This is a genomic window from Streptomyces rectiverticillatus, from assembly GCF_013394065.1.
Lineage (GTDB): Bacteria > Actinomycetota > Actinomycetes > Streptomycetales > Streptomycetaceae > Streptomyces > Streptomyces rectiverticillatus.
Window position 1 is genome coordinate 1862164 of sequence record NZ_CP040752.1, and the last position, 19347, is coordinate 1881510.

Sequence of the window (19347 nt, forward strand, 5' to 3'; positions counted from 1 at the left end):
TGCTGCTGTCGTACGGGGTCGTACAGCTGGTACGGGGTGCGGCTCAGACGTTGAAGCCGAGTGCCCGGAGCTGCTCGCGGCCCTCGTCCGTGATCTTGTCCGGGCCCCACGGCGGCATCCAGACCCAGTTGATCCGGAGCTCGTTGACGATGCCCTCGGTGGCCGACTTCGCCTGGTCCTCGATGACGTCGGTCAGCGGGCAGGCCGCGGACGTCAAGGTCATGTCGAGGGTGGCGATGTTGGCGTCGTCGATGTGGATGCCGTAGATCAGGCCGAGGTTGACGACGTCGATGCCCAGCTCGGGGTCGACCACGTCGTAGAGGGCCTCGCGAACCTCTTCCTCCGTGGCCGGCTTGGTGGTCACCTCTGCGTTGTCACTCATGCGGTCTTCCTTGCTGTGTTTTCGCGGCCTTCGCCCATTGCCTGGGCGGTCGCGTCCTTCCACGCCATCCAGCTCAGCAGAGCACATTTCACGCGCGCCGGATACTTGGAGACGCCGGCGAACGCGACCGCGTCCTCCAGCACCTCCTCCATCGCGTCGTCCGGCTCGATGCGGCCCTTGGACTGCATCAGCTCCAGGAAGGTCTCCTGGATCTTCTGCGCCTGCTCCAGCTCCTTGCCGACCAGCAGCTCGTTGAGCACGGAGGCGCTGGCCTGGCTGATGGAGCAGCCCTGGCCCTCGTACGAGACGTCCTCGATGGTTTCGCCGGCCATGCGCACCCGCAGCGTGATCTCGTCGCCACAGGTCGGGTTGACGTGGTGCACCTCGGCGTCGCCGTCCCGCAAGCCCCGGCCGTGCGGGTGCTTGTAGTGGTCCAGGATGACGTCCTGGTACATCGAATCAAGCTTCACAGTCAGCAGCTCTCAGCCGAAGAAGTTCCGGACGTGCTCCAGACCCTCGATCAAGGCGTCGACCTCACCGGGGGTGGAGTACAGATAGAACGACGCCCGCGTGGTGGCAGGAATTCCGTACCGCAGGCAGACGGGCCGGGCGCAGTGGTGGCCGACGCGCACCGCGATGCCCTGCTCGTCGAGGACCTGGCCCACGTCGTGCGGGTGGATGTCACCGAGTGTGAAGGAGATCGTGGCGCCGCGGTCCTCGGCCGTGGTGGGGCCGATGATGCGCAGGTCCGGCACCTCCTGGAGGCGGCGGACGGCGTACTGCGTGATGGCGTGCTCGTGCCGGGCGATGTTCTCCATGCCGATCGCCGACAGGTAGTCCACCGCGGCGCCGAGGCCGACGGCCTGGGCGATCGGGGGCGTACCGGCCTCGAACTTGTGCGGCGCGGGGGCGTAGGTGGAGGAGTGCATCGAGACGGTCTCGATCATCTCGCCGCCGCCGAGGAACGGCGGGAGGTCCTCCAGCAGCTCCTGGCGGCCCCACAGGACGCCGATGCCCGTCGGGCCGCACATCTTGTGGCCGGTGAAGGCCACGAAGTCGGCCTGGAGGGCCTGGACGTCCAGCACCATGTGCGGGGCGGCCTGGGAGGCGTCGATCACGACGAGCGCACCGACCTCCTGGGCGCGCCGGACGATGGTCTCGACGGGGTTGACGGTGCCCATGATGTTGGAGACCAGCACGAACGAGACGACCTTGGTCTTCTCGGTGATGATCTCGTCGATGTCGGACAGGTCGAGCCGGCCGTCGTCGGTGAGGCCGAACCACTTCAGCTTCGCGCCGGTGCGCTGCGAGAGCAGCTGCCACGGAACGATGTTGGAGTGGTGCTCCATCTCGGTGATGACGATCTCGGTGTCGTGGTCGACCCGGTAGGGCTCGTCGGCCCAGCCGAGCATGTTGGCCACGAGGTTGAGCGACTCGGAGGCGTTCTTGGTGAAGATCACCTCGTCGCGGCTGGGGGCGTTGATGAAGGCGGCGACCTTGTCGCGCGCGCCCTCGTACAGCGCCGTGGCCTCCTCGGCGATGGTGTAGACGCCGCGGTGGACGTTGGCGTTGTGCCGCTCGTAGTACGCGTTGAGCGCGTCGAGCACCTGGCGCGGCTTCTGGGAGGTGGCCGCGGAGTCCAGGTAGACGATCTTCTTACCGTCGTGGACCGTGCGGTCCAGGATGGGGAAGTCCTTGCGAATCGCCTCGGTGTCGAGGAGGCCCGGCAGTATGGTCACGCGGTTACGCCACCCTTCGTCTGGTAGGCCTCGTAGCCCTCGGCCTCGAGCTTGTCGGCGAGCTCGGCGCCGCCGGACTCGACGATGCGGCCGGCCGAGAAGACGTGGACGAAGTCCGGCTTGATGTAGCGCAGGATGCGCGTGTAGTGCGTGATCAGCAGGGTGCCGACCTCACCGGTCTCGCGGACGCGGTTGACGCCCTCGGAGACCTGGCGCAGGGCGTCGACGTCGAGGCCGGAGTCGGTCTCGTCGAGGATCGCGATCTTCGGCTTGAGGAGCTCGAGCTGGAGGATCTCGTGACGCTTCTTCTCACCGCCGGAGAAGCCCTCGTTGACGTTGCGCTCGGCGAAGGCGGGGTCCATGTTGAGGCGCTCCATGGCCTCCTTGACCTCCTTCACCCAGGTGCGCAGCTTGGGGGCCTCGCCGCGGATGGCGGTGGCGGAGGTGCGCAGGAAGTTGGAGACCGAGACGCCGGGCACCTCGACGGGGTACTGCATGGCGAGGAAGACGCCGGCGCGGGCGCGCTCGTCGACGGACATCTCCAGGACGTCCTCGCCGTCGAGGGTGACGGTGCCGCCGGTGATCGTGTACTTGGGGTGACCCGCGAGGGAGTACGCCAGGGTCGACTTGCCGGAGCCGTTGGGGCCCATGATGGCGTGGGTCTCGCCCTGCTTCACGGTCAGGTCGACGCCCTTGAGGATCTCGCGCGGGCCGTTCTCGGCTTCGACGGAGACGTGCAGGTCGTGGATCTCAAGCGTTGCCATGGGGAACTCAGGACTCCTGGGTGACGGAGACGAGCACGTCGTCCCCTTCGATCTTGACGGGGTATACGGGGACGGGGCGCGTGGCGGGCAGGCCGGAGGGCTTGCCGGTGCGCAGGTCGAAGCTGGAGCCGTGCAGCCAGCACTCGATGGCGCAGTCCTCCACCTCGCCCTCGGAGAGCGAGACGTTCGCGTGCGAGCAGATGTCGTTGATGGCGAAGACCTCTCCCTCCGTGCGGACGAGGGAGACGGGGACGCCGTCGATCTCGACCCGCTTGGGAGTGTCCTCCTCCAGCTCGCTCAGCGCGGCCGCGCGGATGTACGGGCTCTCGCTCATGCCACCGACGCCTCCAGCTCGGCCTCGATCTTGGCGATGAGGCGCTCCTCGAGTTCCGGGATGCCGATCTGCTGGACCAGCTCGGCGAAGAAGCCGCGGACCACCAGACGGCGGGCCTCCTCGGCCGGGATGCCGCGGGCCATCAGGTAGAACAGCTGCTCGTCGTCGAAGCGGCCGGTCGCCGAGGCGTGGCCGGCGCCGACGATCTCGCCGGTCTCGATCTCCAGGTTGGGCACGGAGTCGACGCGGGCACCGTCGGTGAGGACGAGGTTGCGGTTGAGCTCGTAGGTGTCGGTGCCCTCGGCCTCCGCGCGGATGAGGACGTCGCCGATCCAGACGGCGTGGGCGTCCTTGCCCTGCAGCGCGCCCTTGTAGGCGACGTTGCTGCGGCAGTGCGGGGTGTCGTGGTCGACGAAGAGGCGGTGCTCCTGGTGCTGGCCCTTGTCCGTGAAGTACAGACCGTAGAGCTCGGCCTCGCCGCCGGGGGCGCCGTAGACGACCCGGGGGTGGAGGCGGACCAGGTCGCCGCCGAAGGTGACGATCACGGACTTGAAGGAGGCGTCGCGGCCGACCAGCGCGGTGTGCTGGGCGGCGTGCACCGCGGTGGCGTCCCAGTCCTGGACGGAGACGACGGTGAGCTTGGCGCCGTCGCCGACGAGGAACTCGACGTTGGCGGCGAGCGTGGTGTCACCGGTGTGGTCGAGGACGACGACGGCCTCGGCGAAGGCGCCGACCTCGATCACCTGGTGGCCGAAGGCCACGCCGCCCTCGCCCTGCACGGAGATCGTGACGGGCTCGGTGAGCACGGTGTCCTTGGGGATCGAGACGACCGAGGCCTTCTCGAAGGAGGTGTAGGCCTGGGCGGCGACGCGGTCGACCGGCTTGCCGGAGCGGCCGAGGCGGGCGTCGTCACGGCCGACGGTCTCGACGGTGACGCCCGCGGGGGCGCTGACCTCGACCTTGACGCCGCCGCCGTTCGCAACGGCGGTGCCGTCGTGCAGACCGCGCAGGCGCTCCAGCGGAGTGAAGCGCCACTCCTCCTCGCGGCCGTGCGGCACGGGGAAGTCCGCCACGTCGTACGAGGCGGGGGCGCTCACGCGCGCGTCGATGGGCTGCCGGGGCCCGCCCACCTGGATGGCGCCGTCGGTCGTGCTGCCGGCGGGGGTGTTGTCAGCCATGGCTGTCGTCGTGCTCTCTTCCTGTCACAAAGGGTTCGCTGCTGCGGTCGGGGCGTCCGTGCCCCTCCCCTGCCGTCGGGGGCGGGGGAGGATCAGCCGACGGCGCCTTCCATCTGCAGCTCGATCAGCCGGTTGAGCTCCAGCGCGTACTCCATGGGCAGCTCCCGGGCGATCGGCTCGACGAAGCCGCGCACGATCATCGCCATCGCCTCGTCCTCGGACAGGCCGCGGCTCATCAGGTAGAAGAGCTGGTCGTCGCTGACCTTGGAGACGGTCGCCTCGTGGCCCATGGAGACGTCGTCCTCGCGGACGTCGACGTAGGGGTAGGTGTCCGAGCGGGAGATGGTGTCCACGAGCAGGGCGTCGCAGAGCACGTTCGACTTGGAGCCGTGGGCGCCCTCGCCGATCTCGATCAGACCGCGGTAGGAGGTGCGGCCGCCGCCTCGCGCCACCGACTTGGAGACGATGTTGGAGGAGGTGTTCGGCGCCATGTGGACCATCTTGGCGCCGGCGTCCTGGTGCTGGCCCTCGCCGGAGAAGGCGATGGAGAGCGTCTCGCCCTTGGCGTGCTCGCCCATCAGGTAGACGGCCGGGTACTTCATCGTCACCTTGGAGCCGATGTTGCCGTCGACCCACTCCATGGTCGCGCCCTCGTAGGCCACGGCGCGCTTGGTGACCAGGTTGTAGACGTTGTTCGACCAGTTCTGGATGGTCGTGTAGCGGCAGCGGCCGCCCTTCTTGACGATGATCTCCACGACGGCGCTGTGCAGCGAGTCCGAGGAGTAGATCGGGGCGGTGCAGCCCTCGACGTAGTGGACGTAGGCGTCCTCGTCGACGATGATCAGCGTCCGCTCGAACTGGCCCATGTTCTCCGTGTTGATACGGAAGTAGGCCTGCAGCGGGATGTCGACGTGGACACCCTTCGGGACGTAGATGAAGGAGCCGCCGGACCACACGGCGGTGTTCAGCGAGGCGAACTTGTTGTCGCCGACGGGGATGACCGTGCCGAAGTACTCCTGGAAGAGCTCGGGGTGCTCCTTCAGGGCCGTGTCGGTGTCCAGGAAGATGACGCCCTGGGCCTCCAGGTCCTCACGGATCTGGTGGTAGACGACCTCCGACTCGTACTGCGCGGCGACACCGGCGACGAGGCGCTGCTTCTCGGCCTCCGGGATGCCCAGCTTGTCGTAGGTGTTCTTGATGTCCTCCGGCAGGTCCTCCCAGGTGGCGGCCTGCTTCTCGGTGGAGCGGACGAAGTACTTGATGTTGTCGAAGTCGATGCCGGAGAGGTCGGAGCCCCAGGTCGGCATGGGCTTCTTGTCGAAGAGCTTCAGGCCCTTCAGACGCAGCTTGAGCATCCACTCCGGCTCGGACTTCTTGGCCGAGATGTCGCGGACGACTTCCTCGGAGAGGCCGCGCTTGGCTGCGGCACCGGCCACGTCGGAGTCGGCCCAGCCGTATTCGTACGTGCCCAGGCCTTCGAGCTCAGGGTGGGCAGTCTCCGTGGGGAGAGTCATGCGGGGTTCCTCCCGGCCGTGCTGGCGGATGCTGTGGTGGTCTTGGTCTTGCTCTTCGGGATGAACGTCGTGCACACCCCGTCGCCGTGGGCGATGGTGGCAAGACGCTGCACATGAGTCCCGAGCAGGCGGGAGAAGACCTCGGTCTCCGCCTCGCACAGCTGCGGGAACTGCTCGGCGACATGGGCGACCGGGCAGTGGTGCTGGCAAAGCTGTTCGCCGACCGGCGCGCTACGCGCCGTAGCAGCGTACCCGTCCGCGGTCAATGCCCTGGCAAGGGCCTCGGTACGCGACTCGGGTGCGGTGGCCTCGAGCGCCTTGCGGTAGCCCTCGGCCTGGGCGGCCATGCGGGCCCGGGCGAAGGCGGCGACGGCGGCCTCGCCCATCTCCCCGCCCCCGGCGGCCTGCGCGATCCAGCGCAGGGCGTCCCCGGCGAGCTGGTCGTAGGCCTGGTCGAAGGCGTCCCGGCCGCAGTCGGTCAGGGCGAAGGCCTTGGCGGGGCGGCCGCGGCCGCGCGCGCCGTAGACCCGCTTCTCGCGGGGCTCGACGACACCCTCGGCGACGAGGGTGTCGAGGTGGCGGCGGACGGCGGCCTGGGTGAGCTCCAGGCGCACGGCCAGCTCACCCGCGGTGGACGGACCGTGGTCGAGGATGGAACGGGCGACGCGATTGCGGGTGCCGCGCTGCTCGTCGTGACCGCGCTCGTCGGCGCGGGGGGGCACGGGCGCAGCCTGCTGCGACCCGGCGGCCACGGATCCCTCCGGACTGGCCGCGGGGTCCTGCGGGACCTCGCGCGCGTATTTCACAACACCATTGTTGCGTAATTACGTGGAGGCGGACAAGCCCGGTCCGGTCCGCCCGGCGGTGTCCTCGATCACTAAGGGTTACCTAACCGCCACCCGTCGATCTTGGTCTGCCCGGGCCCGCGGCCGCCCGTCCGGAAACGGGTTCCACCCCGGGGCATCCGGGGACACGCCGGGCTTCGTAGACTTCCCGCCATGCGCAGCGTCTTCCCGGGGGACACCCCCGAGGCCCCCGGCCCGCCCGCGGTCGAGGTCCGCGGGCTGGTGAAGCGGTACGGACACAAGGCCGCGGTGGACGGACTCGACCTGTCCGTCGCCCGCGGCGGCCTCACCGCCGTCCTCGGCCCCAACGGGGCCGGCAAGACCACCACGATCGAGACCTGCGAGGGCTACCGCCGCCCCGACGCCGGCACCGTCCGCGTCCTCGGGCTCGACCCCGTCGCCGACTCCGCGGCCCTGCGGCCCCGCGTCGGCGTGATGCTGCAGAGCGGAGGGGTGTACGCGGGGGCGCGCGCGGAGGAGATGCTGCGCCACGTCGCCTCCCTGCACGCCCACCCCCTCGACGTCCCCTCTCTCATAGACCGGCTGGGCCTGGGCGGCTGCGGCCGGACGGCCTACCGGCGGCTGTCCGGCGGCCAGCAGCAGCGCCTCGCGCTCGCCATGGCCGTCGTCGGCCGCCCCGAGCTGGTCTTCCTCGACGAGCCGACGGCCGGCCTCGACCCGCAGGCCCGGCACGCCACCTGGGACCTGGTGCGCGAGCTGCGCGCCGACGGCGTCACCGTCGTCCTCACCACGCACTACATGGACGAGGCCGAGGCCCTGGCCGACGACGTCGCCATCATCGACAGCGGCAGGGTCATCGCCCAGGGCAGCCCCGAGGAGCTGTGCCGGGGCGGCGCGGAGAACACCCTGCGCTTCAGCGGCCGGCCAGGCCTGGACCTCGGCTCGCTCCTGAAGGCCCTGCCCGCCGACTCGACGGCGGCGGAGCTCACCCCGGGCACGTACCGCGTCGGCGGCCGCATCGACCCGCAGCTGCTCGCCACGGTGACCACGTGGTGTGCGCAGAACGGCGTCATGCCGGACCGCATCGCGGTCGAGCGGCACACGCTGGAGGACGTCTTCTTGGAGCTGACCGGTAAGGAGCTGCGGGCATGAGTGATGTGACCTTGACGGGCAACGGGGCCTTCGCCCCGCGGCCCGGCGCCGCACGCCTCTCCCGGATGATCCGCGCGCAGGCCGCGCTGGAGACCCGCATGCTGCTGCGCAACGGCGAGCAGCTGCTGCTGACGGTCGTCATCCCCACCCTGCTGCTGGTCCTCTTCAGCGCCGTCGACATCGTCGCTGTGCCTACTGAGACAGCGGGCGGTGAAGGCAAGGCCGTCGACTTCCTGGCCCCGGGCGTGCTGGCGCTGGCCGTGATGTCCACGGCGTTCACCGGCCAGGCCATCGCCACCGGCTTCGAGCGGCGCTACGGCGTGCTCAAGCGGCTCGGCGCCTCGCCGCTGCCGCGCTGGGCGCTGATGACGGCGAAGACCTGCTCAGTGCTGGTCACCGAGGTGCTGCAGATCGTGCTGCTGACGGTGATTGCCTTCTCGCTGGGCTGGTCGCCGCAGGGCAACCCCGTCGCGGTCCTGCTGCTGCTCGTCCTGGGCACGGCGGCCTTCTCCGGGCTCGGGCTGCTGATGGCCGGCACGCTCAAGGCCGAGGTGACGCTGGCCGCGGCGAACCTCGTCTTCCTCCTGCTGCTGGTCGGCGGCGGGGTGATCGTGCCGATGGAGAAGTTCCCCGGCGGGGTGCGGGCGGCACTGGAGCTGCTGCCGATCTCGGCGCTCTCGGACGGCCTGCGGGACGTCCTGCAGCACGGCGCGGGCATGCCCTGGGGCGACCTCGGCATCCTCGCCGTGTGGGCGGTGCTGGGCCTGGGTGCGGCGGCGAAGCTCTTCCGCTGGGAGTGAGCGCGAGGGAGGCCTACGGCGGGACCCGCCGTACTGCCCACCCCTCGTGAATCCGTGCACAAGCTCCCCTTTACGATGAGCCCGTGCCGAAAACGCTGAACCCCCTCCAGATCGTCGCCGACCGCTGGCAGCCCTCCGCGCGCTTCGTCCGGCGGGCGGCCCTCGCCTGCGTGGTGATGGCCGTGGTCATCGTGGTCACGGGCGGCGCGGTCCGGCTCACCCAGTCGGGGCTCGGCTGCCCCACGTGGCCCACCTGCACCGAGGACAGCCTGACGCCGACCCCGGAGATGGGTATCAACGGCGTCATCGAGTTCACCAACCGCATGCTGACGTACGTGCTCTGCGCGATCGTCGGCGTCGCGATCGTGGCGGCACGCGCGCGTGCCCCGCGCCGCCGCTCCCTCACGCGCCTGGGGTGGGCCCAGTTCTGGCTCATCGCGAGCAACGGCATCATCGGCGGCATCACCGTGCTGACGGGCCTCAACCCGTACATCGTGGCCACCCACTTCCTGGCGGCGACCGCGCTGCTGACGGTGGCCGTGGTGATGTGGCACCGCTCGGCCGAGGGCGACGACGAGCCGCGCGACCTGGTGGCGCGTCCGGTGCGGCAGCTCAGCTGGGTCCTGATCGGGGCGACCGTCCTGCTGATCCTGGCCGGCACGGTGGTCACCGGCTCCGGCCGGCACGCGGGTGACGCCTCGAAGGACGTCCACCGCATCCCGCTGGACTGGCGCGAGGTCGCCCAGCTGCACGTCGACTTCGTCTACATCGTGGTCGGCCTGACCGTCGCCCTGTGGTTCGTGCTGCGGGCCGTGAAGGCGCCGGCCGTGCCGCGCCGCCGCGTGGTCGAGCTGTTCGCCGTGCTCATGTTCCAGGGCGTCATCGGCTACGTGCAGTACTTCAACGACGAGCCGGAGCTGGTCGTCGGCGCCCACATGTTCGGCTCCTGCCTGGTGTGGATCGCCGTGCTGCGGGTGTTCCTGTCGCTGCGGGAGCGGGGCGAGGCGGCCACCCTGCCCGCCCCCTCGGGCGAGCACGAGGCCCTTCAGGTCGCCGCCTCCGCGTCCAGCCGGTAGATCCTGCGGGCGGTGCCGGCGGCGACGAGCGAGGCGATCCTGCGCGCGTCCGCCCACCGGCACCAGCCGTCGGCGACCCACTCGTTCATCAGCCCGTTCATGGCCTGCGAGAACGACCGGGCGGCGACCACGTAGAGCTCGGCCGGGCCGCGCGCGCCGCTGGAGAACAGCAGCTTGCCGAAGGGCGCCTCGCGCAGCGTCTCCTCGGGCCGGGCGCCCACGTCCGCGTACACGTGCGGGAAGGCCCCCGCGAGCTGCGCGGCCTCCCGGTGGTGCCACGGGTCCGGCAGCAGCACCAGATCGGCACCCAGGCCCGCGGTGGCCCGCAGGAAGCGGGAGAGCCGCAGCGGGTCGGGGCAGTGCAGCTGGACGGGCAGCCCGGCGGCGAGCGCGCTCCACAGCAGATGGCGGGCGAGCACCGGATCGTCCAGCCTGCCGCCCGGGCGGCGCGTCCTCAGCCACCGGCCCGCGGCCTTGCGCACTTCCGCGAGGCCCGGCGGGCTGCCGTCGCAGAAGGGGACGGCGCAGGCGAACGCGGTGGCGCTCAGGGCGGCCGCGTAGAGCGCCTCGGCCAGGTAGGCCGTGAAGGAGTCCGCGCTTCCGGAGGTGTCGGCGACCTGCTCGGCGAGCGGTTCGAGCCGGACGACCTCGTAGGCCCTGCCGTCCGCGGCCCCGGCGAGCTCGGCGGCCGAGGTGAGGCCGCTCGGCTCCCCCGTCTCCAGCAGGAAGGTGCCGATACCCGCGCCGCGCAGCAGCAGCCGCCCCGCGCGGTAGGCGCCCAGCTCGCGGCGGCGGGCCAGGTAGCGCACGGGCGGGCAGTGCGGGTCCAGGCCCAGCAGCGGCGGGCACCAGCGGCGCAGGGCGAGGCCGGCGCGGCTGTCGAAGAAGGTGGTGCCGGGCGGCGCGGGGCCCGCGGCCCCCGCGGCCGCGGCCAGGTGCGCCTCGAACCCGCCGAGCCCCAGCTCTTCGTGGACCGCGCCGTGGCTGTGCTGGTCGACGAGCAGCGGCAAGCCGTCCATCCGCCCCCCTCGTGCCGTACCCCCCGAGCGGCGCGTGTGCGGCCGCTCCCCGCGGGTCTAACGGCCGAGGGGCGCGTCAGTTATCGGCGGGGTTGGCCGGCCCGCCGAGCTGGATGCCTGCCATGCGCGACCACTCGTACGGGCCGGTGCGGACCTTGGCGGCGAGCTCGCCGTCGAAGTCGTCGTGGAGGGTGATCCCGGCCTGGTCGGCGGCCTTGCGGGCGACGTCCATGGAGGGGGCGACGAGGTTGCCCCACTCGCCGTTGGCGCCCACCAGGGCGATGCGGGCGCTGCCACGGGCGATGTGGGCCAGCTGGCCCTCGGCGGAGCCGCCGTGGCTCTTGGCGAAGGCCCTGATCTGCTGAGCGAGCCGGCGTTCGAGCCGGGCGGCCTTGCGGTCCGCCCGGGCGTCGGAGGGCGCGGCCTTCTCGGCCGCGCCGTCCTGCGGGGTGGTGTCATCTGCCATACCCAGATGCTACCGAGCGGTAATTAACGAAGGAAGGGACCGGCGCAGGAAGAAAGGACCGGCGCAGGAAGAAGCGGTCAGCGCAGGAAGGGGTCCACGGCCACCGCCACGAACAGCAGCGACACGTAGGTGATGGACCAGTGGAACAGCCGCATCTCCTTGAGCTTCGCGCCCGTGATGCCGGCCTTGGCCCGGGCCTGCAGGGCGTGGGCCTCCTTCAGCCAGAAGCCGCCGAGCGCGGCCGCCACCACCGTGTAGAACCAGCCGGTGTAGCCGAGCGGCTGCAGCACGAGCGAGACGGCGACCATCACCCAGCTGTAGAGGACGATCTGCTTGGCGACCGCCTTGTTGCCCGCGATGACGGGCAGCATCGGCACGCCGACGCGCTCGTAGTCGTCCTTGACCTTCATCGACAGCGGCCAGTAGTGCGGCGGCGTCCAGAAGAAGATGACCAGGAAGAGGACGAGTGCGGCCCAGGAGACGGAGTTCGTGACGGCCGACCAGCCGATGACGACCGGCATGCAGCCCGCGATGCCGCCCCAGACGATGTTCTGCGCGGTGCGGCGCTTGAGGATCATCGTGTAGACGACGACGTAGAAGGCGTTGGCGCCCAGGGAGAGCATCGCCGACAGCGGGTTGACCAGGAACCAGAACCACAAGGTGGAGCCGACGGTCAGCGCGGAGGCGAAGACCAGGCACTCGCGCGGGGAGACCATGCCGGTCACCACCGGCCGCTGCGACGTGCGGTCCATCAGGGCGTCGATGTCGCGGTCGTACCACATGTTGAACGCACCGGCACCGCCCGCGGACAGGTAGCCGCCGATGCAGGTGGCCAGGACCAGCCACAGGTCGGGCACGCCCTCGGCCGCGAGGAACATCACCGGCACCGTCGTCATCAGCAGCAGCTCGATGACACGCGGCTTGGTCAGCGCCACGAACGCCTTGGCACGGGCCCCGAACGGCCGGTGACCGGGGCTCTCCACGAGCTCCCCCATAGCCTGAACGGCATGGGCGGTACCCCCATCCGCAGGACGGGATTCGACGGCCGTCACGCACACCCCTGACAGAGATAAGGCCAGCAAGCACATCCGGGACGAAAAGCCCGGTAAAGACTTGCGCGTACCACGCCACTTTAGACGCAGGGGATGGCGCGGCCTCCGCCGGGGTGGGTCGTGTTGAGGGCGCACCGAAGGGATCAAGAAGGCGCCCCCGCACCACCCGGACGCGACCGCAGAGCCCCCGGACATGACGGAACGGTCGCGTTCGGGAGGCGGGCGGCCGCCCTGCCCGGCAGGCTGTGAACAGGGCGCCGCACCCGCGGCGGGAATCCCTGCCGCCGCGATTCGGCTGCCCGTAAGCGGGCAGCCGACTGTACGTCGAAAAGATGCACGTCCCCACAGGGGTAGGCTCGACCACGCCGCGTCGTGGCGGAACATACCGCCCCCGGCAGATAAGACCATGTGGAGAGGAGCCCTGATCCAAGGGTGAGCACCAAGCCGACCACCACAGACCTCGAATGGACCGAACTGGACCAGCGGGCCGTCGATACCGCCCGCGTCCTGGCCATGGACTCCGTGCAGAAGGTCGGCAACGGCCATCCGGGCACGGCCATGAGCCTGGCCCCCGCCGCCTATCTGCTGTTCCAGAAGATGATGCGCCACGACCCCAGTGACGCCGACTGGACCGGCCGCGACCGGTTCGTCCTCTCCCCGGGCCACACCAGCCTGACGCTGTACGTCCAGCTGTTCATGGCGGGCTACGGCCTGGAGCTGTCGGACCTGAAGTCCTTCCGCACCTGGGACAGCAAGACCCCCGGCCACCCGGAGCACGGTCACACGCGTGGCGTCGAGACGACGACCGGCCCGCTGGGCCAGGGCATCGCCAACGCCGTGGGCATGGCCATGGCCGCCCGCTACGAGCGCGGCCTGTTCGACCCGGAGGCCCCCGAGGGCACCTCCCCGTTCGACCACACCGTCTGGGCGATCGTCTCCGACGGCGACCTGGAGGAGGGCATCTCCGCGGAGGCCTCCTCGCTCGCCGGCCACCAGAAGCTCGGCAACATCGTCGCGCTCTACGACGACAACCACATCTCGATCGAGGGCGACACCGAGACCGCCTTCTCCGAGGACGTCCTGGGGCGCTACGAGGCCTACGGCTGGCACGTCCAGCGCATCGAGCAGGCCGCCAACGGCGACTTCGACGTCCACGCCCTGCACGCCGCGCTGAAGGCCGCGCAGGAGGAGACCGAGCGTCCCTCGCTCATCGCCGCGCGCACGATCATCGCCTGGCCGGCCCCGAACGCCCAGAACACCGAGGCCTCGCACGGCTCGGCGCTGGGCGCCGCGGAGGTCGCCGCGACCAAGCGCGTCATGGGCTTCGACCCGGAGCAGGACTTCCAGGTCGAGGACGAGGTCTTCACCCACGTCCGCAAGGTCGTCGACCGCGGCCGCGAGGCCCACGCCACGTGGGACAAGCGCATCCAGGAGTGGCGCGAGGCCAACCCGGAGCGCGCCGCGGAGTTCGACCGCATCGCCTCGGGCGAGCTGCCCGACGGCTGGGAGAAGGCCCTCCCGGTCTTCCCGGCCGGCAAGGACGTCGCGACCCGCAAGGCGTCGGGCGAGGTCCTCAAGGCGCTGGGCGGCGTGATCCCCGAGCTGTGGGGCGGCTCCGCCGACCTCGCCGGCTCGAACAACACCACGATCGACCCGTCGTCGTCCTTCCTCCCGAAGGGCAACCCGCTGCCGGAGGCGAACCCCTACGGCCGCACGATCCACTTCGGCATCCGCGAGCACGCCATGGGCTCGACCATGAACGGCATCGCGCTGCACGGCAACACCCGCGTCTACGGCGGCACCTTCCTGGTGTTCTCCGACTACATGCGCCCGGCCGTGCGTCTCGCCGCCCTGATGAAGCTGCCGGTCACCTACGTGTGGACGCACGACTCCATCGGCCTCGGCGAGGACGGCCCGACCCACCAGCCGGTCGAGCACATGGCCGCCCTGCGCGCCATCCCGGGCCTGAACATGGTCCGCCCGGCCGACGCCAACGAGACGGCGATCGCCTGGCGCGAGATCACCAAGCGCCACACCGTCAAGCCCGCGCCGCACGGTCTGGCCCTCACCCGCCAGAACGTCCCGACGTACGAGGCGAACGAGGGCACGGCCAAGGGTGGCTACGTCCTGTTCGAGGCCGAGGGCGGCCGTCCGCAGGTGATCCTGATCGGCACCGGCTCCGAGGTGCAGCTGGCCGTCGAGGCCCGCGAGCAGCTCCAGGCCGAGGGCATCCCGACCCGCGTGGTCTCCATGCCGTCCGTCGAGTGGTTCGAGGAGCAGGACCAGGCGTACCGCGACGGCGTGCTGCTGCCGGACGTCAAGGCCCGCGTGGCCGTCGAGGCCGGCATCGGCCTGACCTGGCACCGCTACGTCGGCGAGTCCGGCCGCATCGTGTCGCTGGAGCACTTCGGCGCCTCCGCCGACTACAAGGTGCTCTACCGCGAGTTCGGTCTGACCACCGAGGCCGTCGTCGCGGCCGCGCGCGAGTCGATCGAGCACGCCGACGCCGCCCGGCGCTGACGCCCCTTTACGAGCAAGTAGGAGATGCAGAACCCATGACAGACGCACTCAAGCGCCTCTCCGACGAAGGCGTCGCGATCTGGCTGGACGACCTGTCCCGCAAGCGCATCACGTCCGGCAACCTGGCCGAGCTGATCGACCAGAGCCACGTCGTGGGCGTCACGACCAACCCGTCGATCTTCCAGAAGGCGATCTCGGGCGGCGACGGCTACGAGGCGCAGCTCGCCGACCTCGCGGCCCGCAAGGTCACCGTGGACGAGGCCATCCGCATGATCACCACGGCGGACGTCCGCGACGCCGCCGACATCCTGCGCCCGGTCTTCGACGCGACGGACGGCCAGGACGGCCGGGTCTCCATCGAGGTCGACCCGCGCCTCGCGCACAACACCGCGGCCACCGTCGCCGAGGCCAAGCAGCTGGCCTGGCTGGTGGACCGCCCCAACACGCTGATCAAGATTCCGGCCACCAAGGCGGGCCTGCCGGCCATCGCCGACGTGATCGGCAAGGGCATCAGCGTCAACGTCACGCTGATCTTCTCCCTCGAGCGCTACCGCGCGGTCATGGACGCCTACCTGACCGGTCTGGAGCAGGCCAAGGCCGCGGGCCTGGACCTGTCCCTGATCCACTCGGTCGCGTCCTTCTTCGTCTCCCGCGTGGACACCGAGATCGACAAGCGCCTGGACGCCGTGGGCACCGACGAGGCGAAGGCGCTGCGCGGCAAGGCCGCCCTGGCCAACGCCCGCCTGGCCTACCAGGCGTACGAGGAGGTCTTCTCCTCGGACCGCTGGGCCGCCCTGGAGAAGGCCGGCGCCAACAAGCAGCGTCCGCTGTGGGCCTCGACCGGCGTCAAGGACCCGGCCTACAAGGACACGCTGTACGTGGACGACCTGGTCGCCCCGAACACGGTCAACACCATGCCGGAGGCCACCCTGGAGGCCACGGCCGACCACGGGCGGATCACCGGTGACACGGTGCGCGGCACGTACGAGCAGGCCAAGGCCGAGCTCGACGCGATCGCCAAGGCCGGGATCTCGTACGACGAGGTCGTGCAGCTCCTGGAGGACGAGGGCGTCGACAAGTTCGAGCAGTCCTGGAACGACCTGCTGAAGTCCACCGAGGCGGAGCTCAAGCGCCTCGCTCCGGAGGCGTGAATTGAGCACAAGCAGCAATCCGCTGCGTGACGCTCTGGACCGACGGCTCCCGCGTATCGCGGGGCCGTCGGGCCTGGTCATCTTTGGCGTCACGGGCGATTTGTCCAGGAAAAAGCTGATGCCGGCGGTCTACGACCTCGCCAACCGCGGGCTGCTGCCGCCGGGCTTCTCGCTCATCGGCTTCGCGCGCCGCGACTGGGAGAACGAGGACTTCGCCCAGATCGTCCACGACGCCGTCAAGGAGCACTCCCGCACGCCCTTCCGCGAGGAGGTCTGGCAGCAGCTGGTGCAGGGCTGCCGCTTCGTGCAGGGCGACTTCGACGACGACGCCGCCTTCGAGACGCTCAAGAGCACCATCCATGAGCTCGATGCGGCCCAGGGAACCGGCGGCAACTTCGCCTTCTACCTCTCGGTGCCGCCCAAGTGGTTCCCCAAGGTCGTCCAGCAGCTGAAGAAGCACGGGCTGGCCGACCAGAAGGAGGGCTCCTGGCGGCGCGCCGTCATCGAGAAGCCCTTCGGCCACGACCTGGCCAGCGCCCAGGAGCTCAACAAGGTCGTCCACGAGGTCTTCCCGACCGAAGAGGTCTTCCGGATCGACCACTACCTGGGCAAGGAGACCGTCCAGAACATCCTGGCGCTCCGCTTCGCCAACACCCTCTTCGAGCCGATCTGGAACCGGTCCTACGTCGACCACGTGCAGATCACCATGGCCGAGGACATCGGCATCGGCGGCCGCGCCGGCTACTACGACGGCATCGGCGCCGCCCGTGACGTCATCCAGAACCACCTGCTCCAGCTGCTCGCGCTGACCGCCATGGAGGAGCCCGCCTCCTTCGACGCGGACGCGCTGGTCGCCGAGAAGACCAAGGTGCTGGGCGCCGTCCGGCTGCCCAAGGACCTCGGCAAGGAGACCGTCCGCGGCCAGTACGCGCACGGCTGGCAGGGCGGCGAAGAGGTCGTCGGCTACCTGGAGGAAGAGGGCATCGACCCCGGCTCCAAGACCGACACCTACGCCGCGATCAAGCTGGAGATCGACAACCGCCGCTGGGCGGGCGTCCCCTTCTACCTGCGCACCGGCAAGCGCCTGGGCCGCCGCGTCACCGAGATCGCGGTCGTCTTCCAGCGCGCCCCGCACTCCCCCTTCGACCACACCGCGACCGAGGAGCTGGGGCAGAACGCCCTGGTCATCCGGGTGCAGCCGGACGAGGGCGTCACCATGCGGTTCGGCTCCAAGGTGCCCGGCACCCAGATGGAGGTCCGGGACGTGTCGATGGACTTCGCCTACGGCGAGTCCTTCACCGAGTCCAGCCCCGAGGCCTACGAGCGGCTCATCCTCGATGTGCTGCTGGGTGACGCCAACCTCTTCCCGCGCCTGAAGGAGGTCGAGCTCTCCTGGCAGATCCTCGACCCGATCGAGCAGTACTGGGAGAGCAACGGCAAGCCCGCGTCCTACCCGGCCGGCACCTGGGGACCGGTCGAAGCGGACGAGATGCTCGCACGAGACGGACGGAGCTGGCGCCGGCCATGAAGATCGACCTTACGGACACCACCTCCAGCAAGATCAACAACGCGCTGGTCCAGGGCCGCCGCGCCATCGGCACCCCCGCCATCGGCATGGTCCTCACCCTGGTCATCGTCACCGACGAGGAGCACGCCTACGACGCGCTCAAGGCCGCCAACGAGGCGTCCCGCGAGCACCCCTCGCGCAAGCTCGTCGTCATCAAGCGCGTCAGCCGCTCCCCGCGCGACCGCGCCAAGGCCCGCCTCGACGCCGAGGTCCGGGTCGGCACCTCCGCGGGCACCGGCGAGACCGTCGTGCTGCGCCTGTACGGCGAGGTGATAGACCACGCCCAGTCGGTCGTCCTGCCGCTGCTGCTGCCCGACGCCCCCGTGGTGGTCTGGTGGCCGGTCGGCTCCCCGGTCGACCCCGACAAGGACCCCCTCGGCGCGCTCGGCCAGCGCCGCGTCACCGACGCGTACGCCGCCGAGGACCCGGTCAAGGAGATCTCGGCCCGCTCGGCGCACTACACGCCCGGCGACACCGACCTCGCCTGGGCCAGGATCACGCCGTGGCGCTCCATGCTCGCGGCCGCCCTGGACCAGCAGCACGCCGACGTCGTCTCCGCGGAGGTCGAGGGCGAGGGCTACAACCCCAGCGCCGAGCTCCTCGCCCTGTGGCTCGCCGACCGCCTCGGCGTCCCGGTGCGGCGCACCGTCTCCGACGGCCCCGGCCTCACGGCCGTCCGCCTGGAGACCAGGAACGGCCCCGTCGTCCTGGACCGCCCGGACGGCTCCCTGGCCACGCTCTCCATGCCCGGCCAGCCCGACCGCGCCGTCGCACTCCAGCGGCGCGAGACGGCGGAGCTCCTCGCGGAGGAGCTGCGGCGGCTCGACCCGGACGACATCTACGAGTCGGCGCTGAAGTACGGCGTGGACCGGCTGAAGCACGCACCGGCTGCGACGCCGGCTGCGCAGGCCCCGGCCGCCGAGGCCGCCGAAGCTCCGGAAGCCGAGGCTCCGGCCGCCGCCGAGGCTCCGGAAGCCGGGGAGAAGCCCGCCCCGGCCCCCGCCAAGAAGGCCGGCAGCAAGAAGGCGGCCGGCAAGTGAGCACCCCGCAGATCGTCGTCCACCGGGACAAGGAGCTGATGGCCCGCGCCGCGGCGGCCCGGCTGATCACGAAGATCGTGGACGCCCAGTCCGCCCGCGGCTCGGCCTCCGTCGTCCTCACCGGCGGGCGCAACGGCAACGGGCTGCTCGCGGCCCTCGCCGCCGCGCCCGCCCGGGACGCGGTCGACTGGTCCCGGCTCGACCTGTGGTGGGGAGACGAGCGCTTCCTGCCCGAGGGCGACGCCGAGCGCAACGCCACGCAGGCCCGCGAGGCCCTGCTGGACGCCGTGGACCTCGACCCGGCGCGGGTGCACTACATGCCCGCGGCGGACGGGAAGCACGACGACGCGGACGCGGCGGCCGAGGCGTACGCGGCGGAGCTGGCCGCGGCGGCGCGCCCGGAGGACCACGGCCCCGTGCCGTCCTTCGACGTCCTCCTGCTGGGCGTCGGCCCGGACACGCACGTCGCCTCGCTCTTCCCGGAGCTCCCGGGCGTCCGGGAGACCGAGCGCACGGTCGTGGGCGTCCACGGCGCGCCGAAGCCGCCGCCGACCCGTGTCTCCCTGACGCTGCCGGCGATCCGGGCGGCCCGGGAGGTCTGGCTCCTCGCCGCGGGCGAGGACAAGGCGAACGCCGTTGCACTCGCGCTCAGCGGTGCGGGCGAGATCCAGGCACCCGCCGCGGGTGCGTACGGTCGCAGCCGCACGCTGTGGCTGCTGGACGCGGCCGCGGCGGCACGGCTGCCGCGGGGGCTGTACCCGCCGGCTTCGCCGTAAGCGACCCGTTG

19 protein-coding genes are annotated in these 19347 nt (G+C 70.9%); 8 read left to right on the forward strand and 11 right to left on the reverse strand.

The features are described from left to right. Positions 1 to 43: 43 nt before the first annotated feature. The 8 genes from FGW37_RS07885 to FGW37_RS07920 form a co-directional block, all read right to left on the reverse strand. Positions 44 to 382 carry a metal-sulfur cluster assembly factor gene (locus tag FGW37_RS07885; protein WP_058044949.1) on the reverse strand — a complete coding sequence of 113 codons (339 nt, stop codon included), beginning with the start codon at positions 380 to 382 and terminating at the stop codon, positions 44 to 46. Continuing rightward, positions 379 to 852, reverse strand: a complete 474-nt coding sequence (sufU, locus tag FGW37_RS07890; protein WP_179080407.1) for a Fe-S cluster assembly sulfur transfer protein SufU — start codon at positions 850 to 852, stop codon at positions 379 to 381. The genes FGW37_RS07885 and sufU overlap by 4 nt, the downstream gene beginning before the upstream one ends. Before the next feature lie 12 nt (positions 853 to 864). Beyond that, positions 865 to 2121, reverse strand: a complete 1257-nt coding sequence (locus FGW37_RS07895; RefSeq protein WP_179080408.1) for a cysteine desulfurase — start codon at positions 2119 to 2121, stop codon at positions 865 to 867. Further along, entirely contained in the window at positions 2118 to 2885 is a 768-nt protein-coding gene (gene sufC, locus FGW37_RS07900; protein WP_179080409.1) for a Fe-S cluster assembly ATPase SufC, read from the reverse strand. The genes FGW37_RS07895 and sufC overlap by 4 nt, the downstream gene beginning before the upstream one ends. Before the next feature lie 7 nt (positions 2886 to 2892). After that, positions 2893 to 3219, reverse strand: a complete 327-nt coding sequence (locus FGW37_RS07905) for a non-heme iron oxygenase ferredoxin subunit (protein WP_179080410.1) — start codon at positions 3217 to 3219, stop codon at positions 2893 to 2895. After that, positions 3216 to 4397 (reverse strand): Fe-S cluster assembly protein SufD, encoded by a 1182-nt coding sequence (gene sufD, locus FGW37_RS07910; RefSeq protein ID WP_179080411.1) that lies wholly within the window; start codon positions 4395 to 4397, stop codon positions 3216 to 3218. Before sufD ends, FGW37_RS07905 begins: the two co-directional genes overlap by 4 nt. A 92-nt stretch (positions 4398 to 4489) precedes the next feature. After that, on the reverse strand, positions 4490 to 5911 hold the full coding sequence (gene sufB, locus FGW37_RS07915; RefSeq protein WP_179080412.1) for a Fe-S cluster assembly protein SufB: 1422 nt from the start codon (positions 5909 to 5911) through the stop codon (positions 4490 to 4492). Continuing rightward, positions 5908 to 6717, reverse strand: coding sequence for a helix-turn-helix transcriptional regulator (locus FGW37_RS07920; RefSeq protein ID WP_179080413.1), 810 nt, complete (start codon positions 6715 to 6717; stop codon positions 5908 to 5910). The genes sufB and FGW37_RS07920 overlap by 4 nt, the downstream gene beginning before the upstream one ends. 192 nt (positions 6718 to 6909) lie before the next feature. Between FGW37_RS07920 and FGW37_RS07925 the strand changes: the two genes are divergently transcribed. From FGW37_RS07925 to FGW37_RS07935, 3 genes are all read left to right on the forward strand, one after another. Continuing rightward, entirely contained in the window at positions 6910 to 7869 is a 960-nt protein-coding gene (locus FGW37_RS07925; RefSeq protein WP_179080414.1) for an ABC transporter ATP-binding protein, read from the forward strand. After that, on the forward strand, positions 7866 to 8669 hold the full coding sequence (locus tag FGW37_RS07930; protein WP_179080415.1) for an ABC transporter permease: 804 nt from the start codon (positions 7866 to 7868) through the stop codon (positions 8667 to 8669). Before FGW37_RS07925 ends, FGW37_RS07930 begins: the two co-directional genes overlap by 4 nt. An 83-nt stretch (positions 8670 to 8752) precedes the next feature. Further along, complete coding sequence (locus FGW37_RS07935) at positions 8753 to 9745, forward strand: COX15/CtaA family protein (protein WP_179080416.1); 993 nt, start codon at positions 8753 to 8755, stop codon at positions 9743 to 9745. On the opposite strand, the gene FGW37_RS07940 is transcribed toward FGW37_RS07935, so the two are convergent. The 3 genes from FGW37_RS07940 to FGW37_RS07950 all read right to left on the reverse strand — a co-directional run bounded on the left by FGW37_RS07940 (position 9715) and on the right by FGW37_RS07950 (position 12282). After that, positions 9715 to 10764: an amidohydrolase family protein gene (locus FGW37_RS07940; protein ID WP_179080417.1), complete on the reverse strand. Its 1050-nt coding sequence runs from the start codon at positions 10762 to 10764 to the stop codon at positions 9715 to 9717. The two genes, FGW37_RS07935 and FGW37_RS07940, sit on opposite strands and share 31 nt — an antisense overlap. Positions 10765 to 10840: 76 nt before the next feature. Next, positions 10841 to 11230 (reverse strand): hypothetical protein, encoded by a 390-nt coding sequence (locus FGW37_RS07945; protein WP_179080418.1) that lies wholly within the window; start codon positions 11228 to 11230, stop codon positions 10841 to 10843. 77 nt (positions 11231 to 11307) lie between these two features. Continuing rightward, complete coding sequence (locus tag FGW37_RS07950; protein ID WP_425506489.1) at positions 11308 to 12282, reverse strand: heme o synthase; 975 nt, start codon at positions 12280 to 12282, stop codon at positions 11308 to 11310. Between the two features lie 432 nt (positions 12283 to 12714). On the opposite strand from FGW37_RS07950, the gene tkt reads away from it, so the two are divergent. The 5 genes from tkt to pgl are packed head-to-tail and all read left to right on the forward strand — an operon-like array spanning position 12715 to position 19336. After that, complete coding sequence (tkt, locus tag FGW37_RS07955) at positions 12715 to 14802, forward strand: transketolase (protein ID WP_179080420.1); 2088 nt, start codon at positions 12715 to 12717, stop codon at positions 14800 to 14802. Between the two features lie 35 nt (positions 14803 to 14837). After that, a complete protein-coding gene (gene tal, locus FGW37_RS07960) occupies positions 14838 to 15953 on the forward strand; it encodes a transaldolase (protein ID WP_179080421.1) in 1116 nt (371 codons plus the stop codon). Between the two features lies 1 nt (position 15954). Then, positions 15955 to 17481, forward strand: coding sequence for a glucose-6-phosphate dehydrogenase (gene zwf, locus FGW37_RS07965; protein WP_179080422.1), 1527 nt, complete (start codon positions 15955 to 15957; stop codon positions 17479 to 17481). Then, positions 17478 to 18560, forward strand: a complete 1083-nt coding sequence (opcA, locus tag FGW37_RS07970; protein WP_179080423.1) for a glucose-6-phosphate dehydrogenase assembly protein OpcA — start codon at positions 17478 to 17480, stop codon at positions 18558 to 18560. The genes zwf and opcA overlap by 4 nt, the downstream gene beginning before the upstream one ends. Then, entirely contained in the window at positions 18557 to 19336 is a 780-nt protein-coding gene (pgl, locus tag FGW37_RS07975; RefSeq protein WP_179080424.1) for a 6-phosphogluconolactonase, read from the forward strand. The genes opcA and pgl overlap by 4 nt, the downstream gene beginning before the upstream one ends. Positions 19337 to 19347 lie beyond the last annotated feature (11 nt).

Excerpts from the sequence above, each read along its gene's own strand:
- FGW37_RS07945 (WP_179080418.1), bottom strand. The coding sequence starts at position 11,230 with ATGGCAGATGACACCACCCCGCAGGACGGCGCGGCCGAGAAGGCCGCG.
- opcA (WP_179080423.1), top strand. The coding sequence starts at position 17,478 with ATGAAGATCGACCTTACGGACACCACCTCCAGCAAGATCAACAACGCG.
- FGW37_RS07940 (WP_179080417.1), bottom strand. The coding sequence starts at position 10,764 with ATGGACGGCTTGCCGCTGCTCGTCGACCAGCACAGCCACGGCGCGGTC.
- FGW37_RS07885 (WP_058044949.1), bottom strand. The coding sequence starts at position 382 with ATGAGTGACAACGCAGAGGTGACCACCAAGCCGGCCACGGAGGAAGAG.
- FGW37_RS07905 (WP_179080410.1), bottom strand. The coding sequence starts at position 3,219 with ATGAGCGAGAGCCCGTACATCCGCGCGGCCGCGCTGAGCGAGCTGGAG.
- tal (WP_179080421.1), top strand. The coding sequence starts at position 14,838 with ATGACAGACGCACTCAAGCGCCTCTCCGACGAAGGCGTCGCGATCTGG.
- FGW37_RS07930 (WP_179080415.1), top strand. The coding sequence starts at position 7,866 with ATGAGTGATGTGACCTTGACGGGCAACGGGGCCTTCGCCCCGCGGCCC.
- sufD (WP_179080411.1), bottom strand. The coding sequence starts at position 4,397 with ATGGCTGACAACACCCCCGCCGGCAGCACGACCGACGGCGCCATCCAG.
- FGW37_RS07925 (WP_179080414.1), top strand. The coding sequence starts at position 6,910 with ATGCGCAGCGTCTTCCCGGGGGACACCCCCGAGGCCCCCGGCCCGCCC.
- sufC (WP_179080409.1), bottom strand. The coding sequence starts at position 2,885 with ATGGCAACGCTTGAGATCCACGACCTGCACGTCTCCGTCGAAGCCGAG.
- sufB (WP_179080412.1), bottom strand. The coding sequence starts at position 5,911 with ATGACTCTCCCCACGGAGACTGCCCACCCTGAGCTCGAAGGCCTGGGC.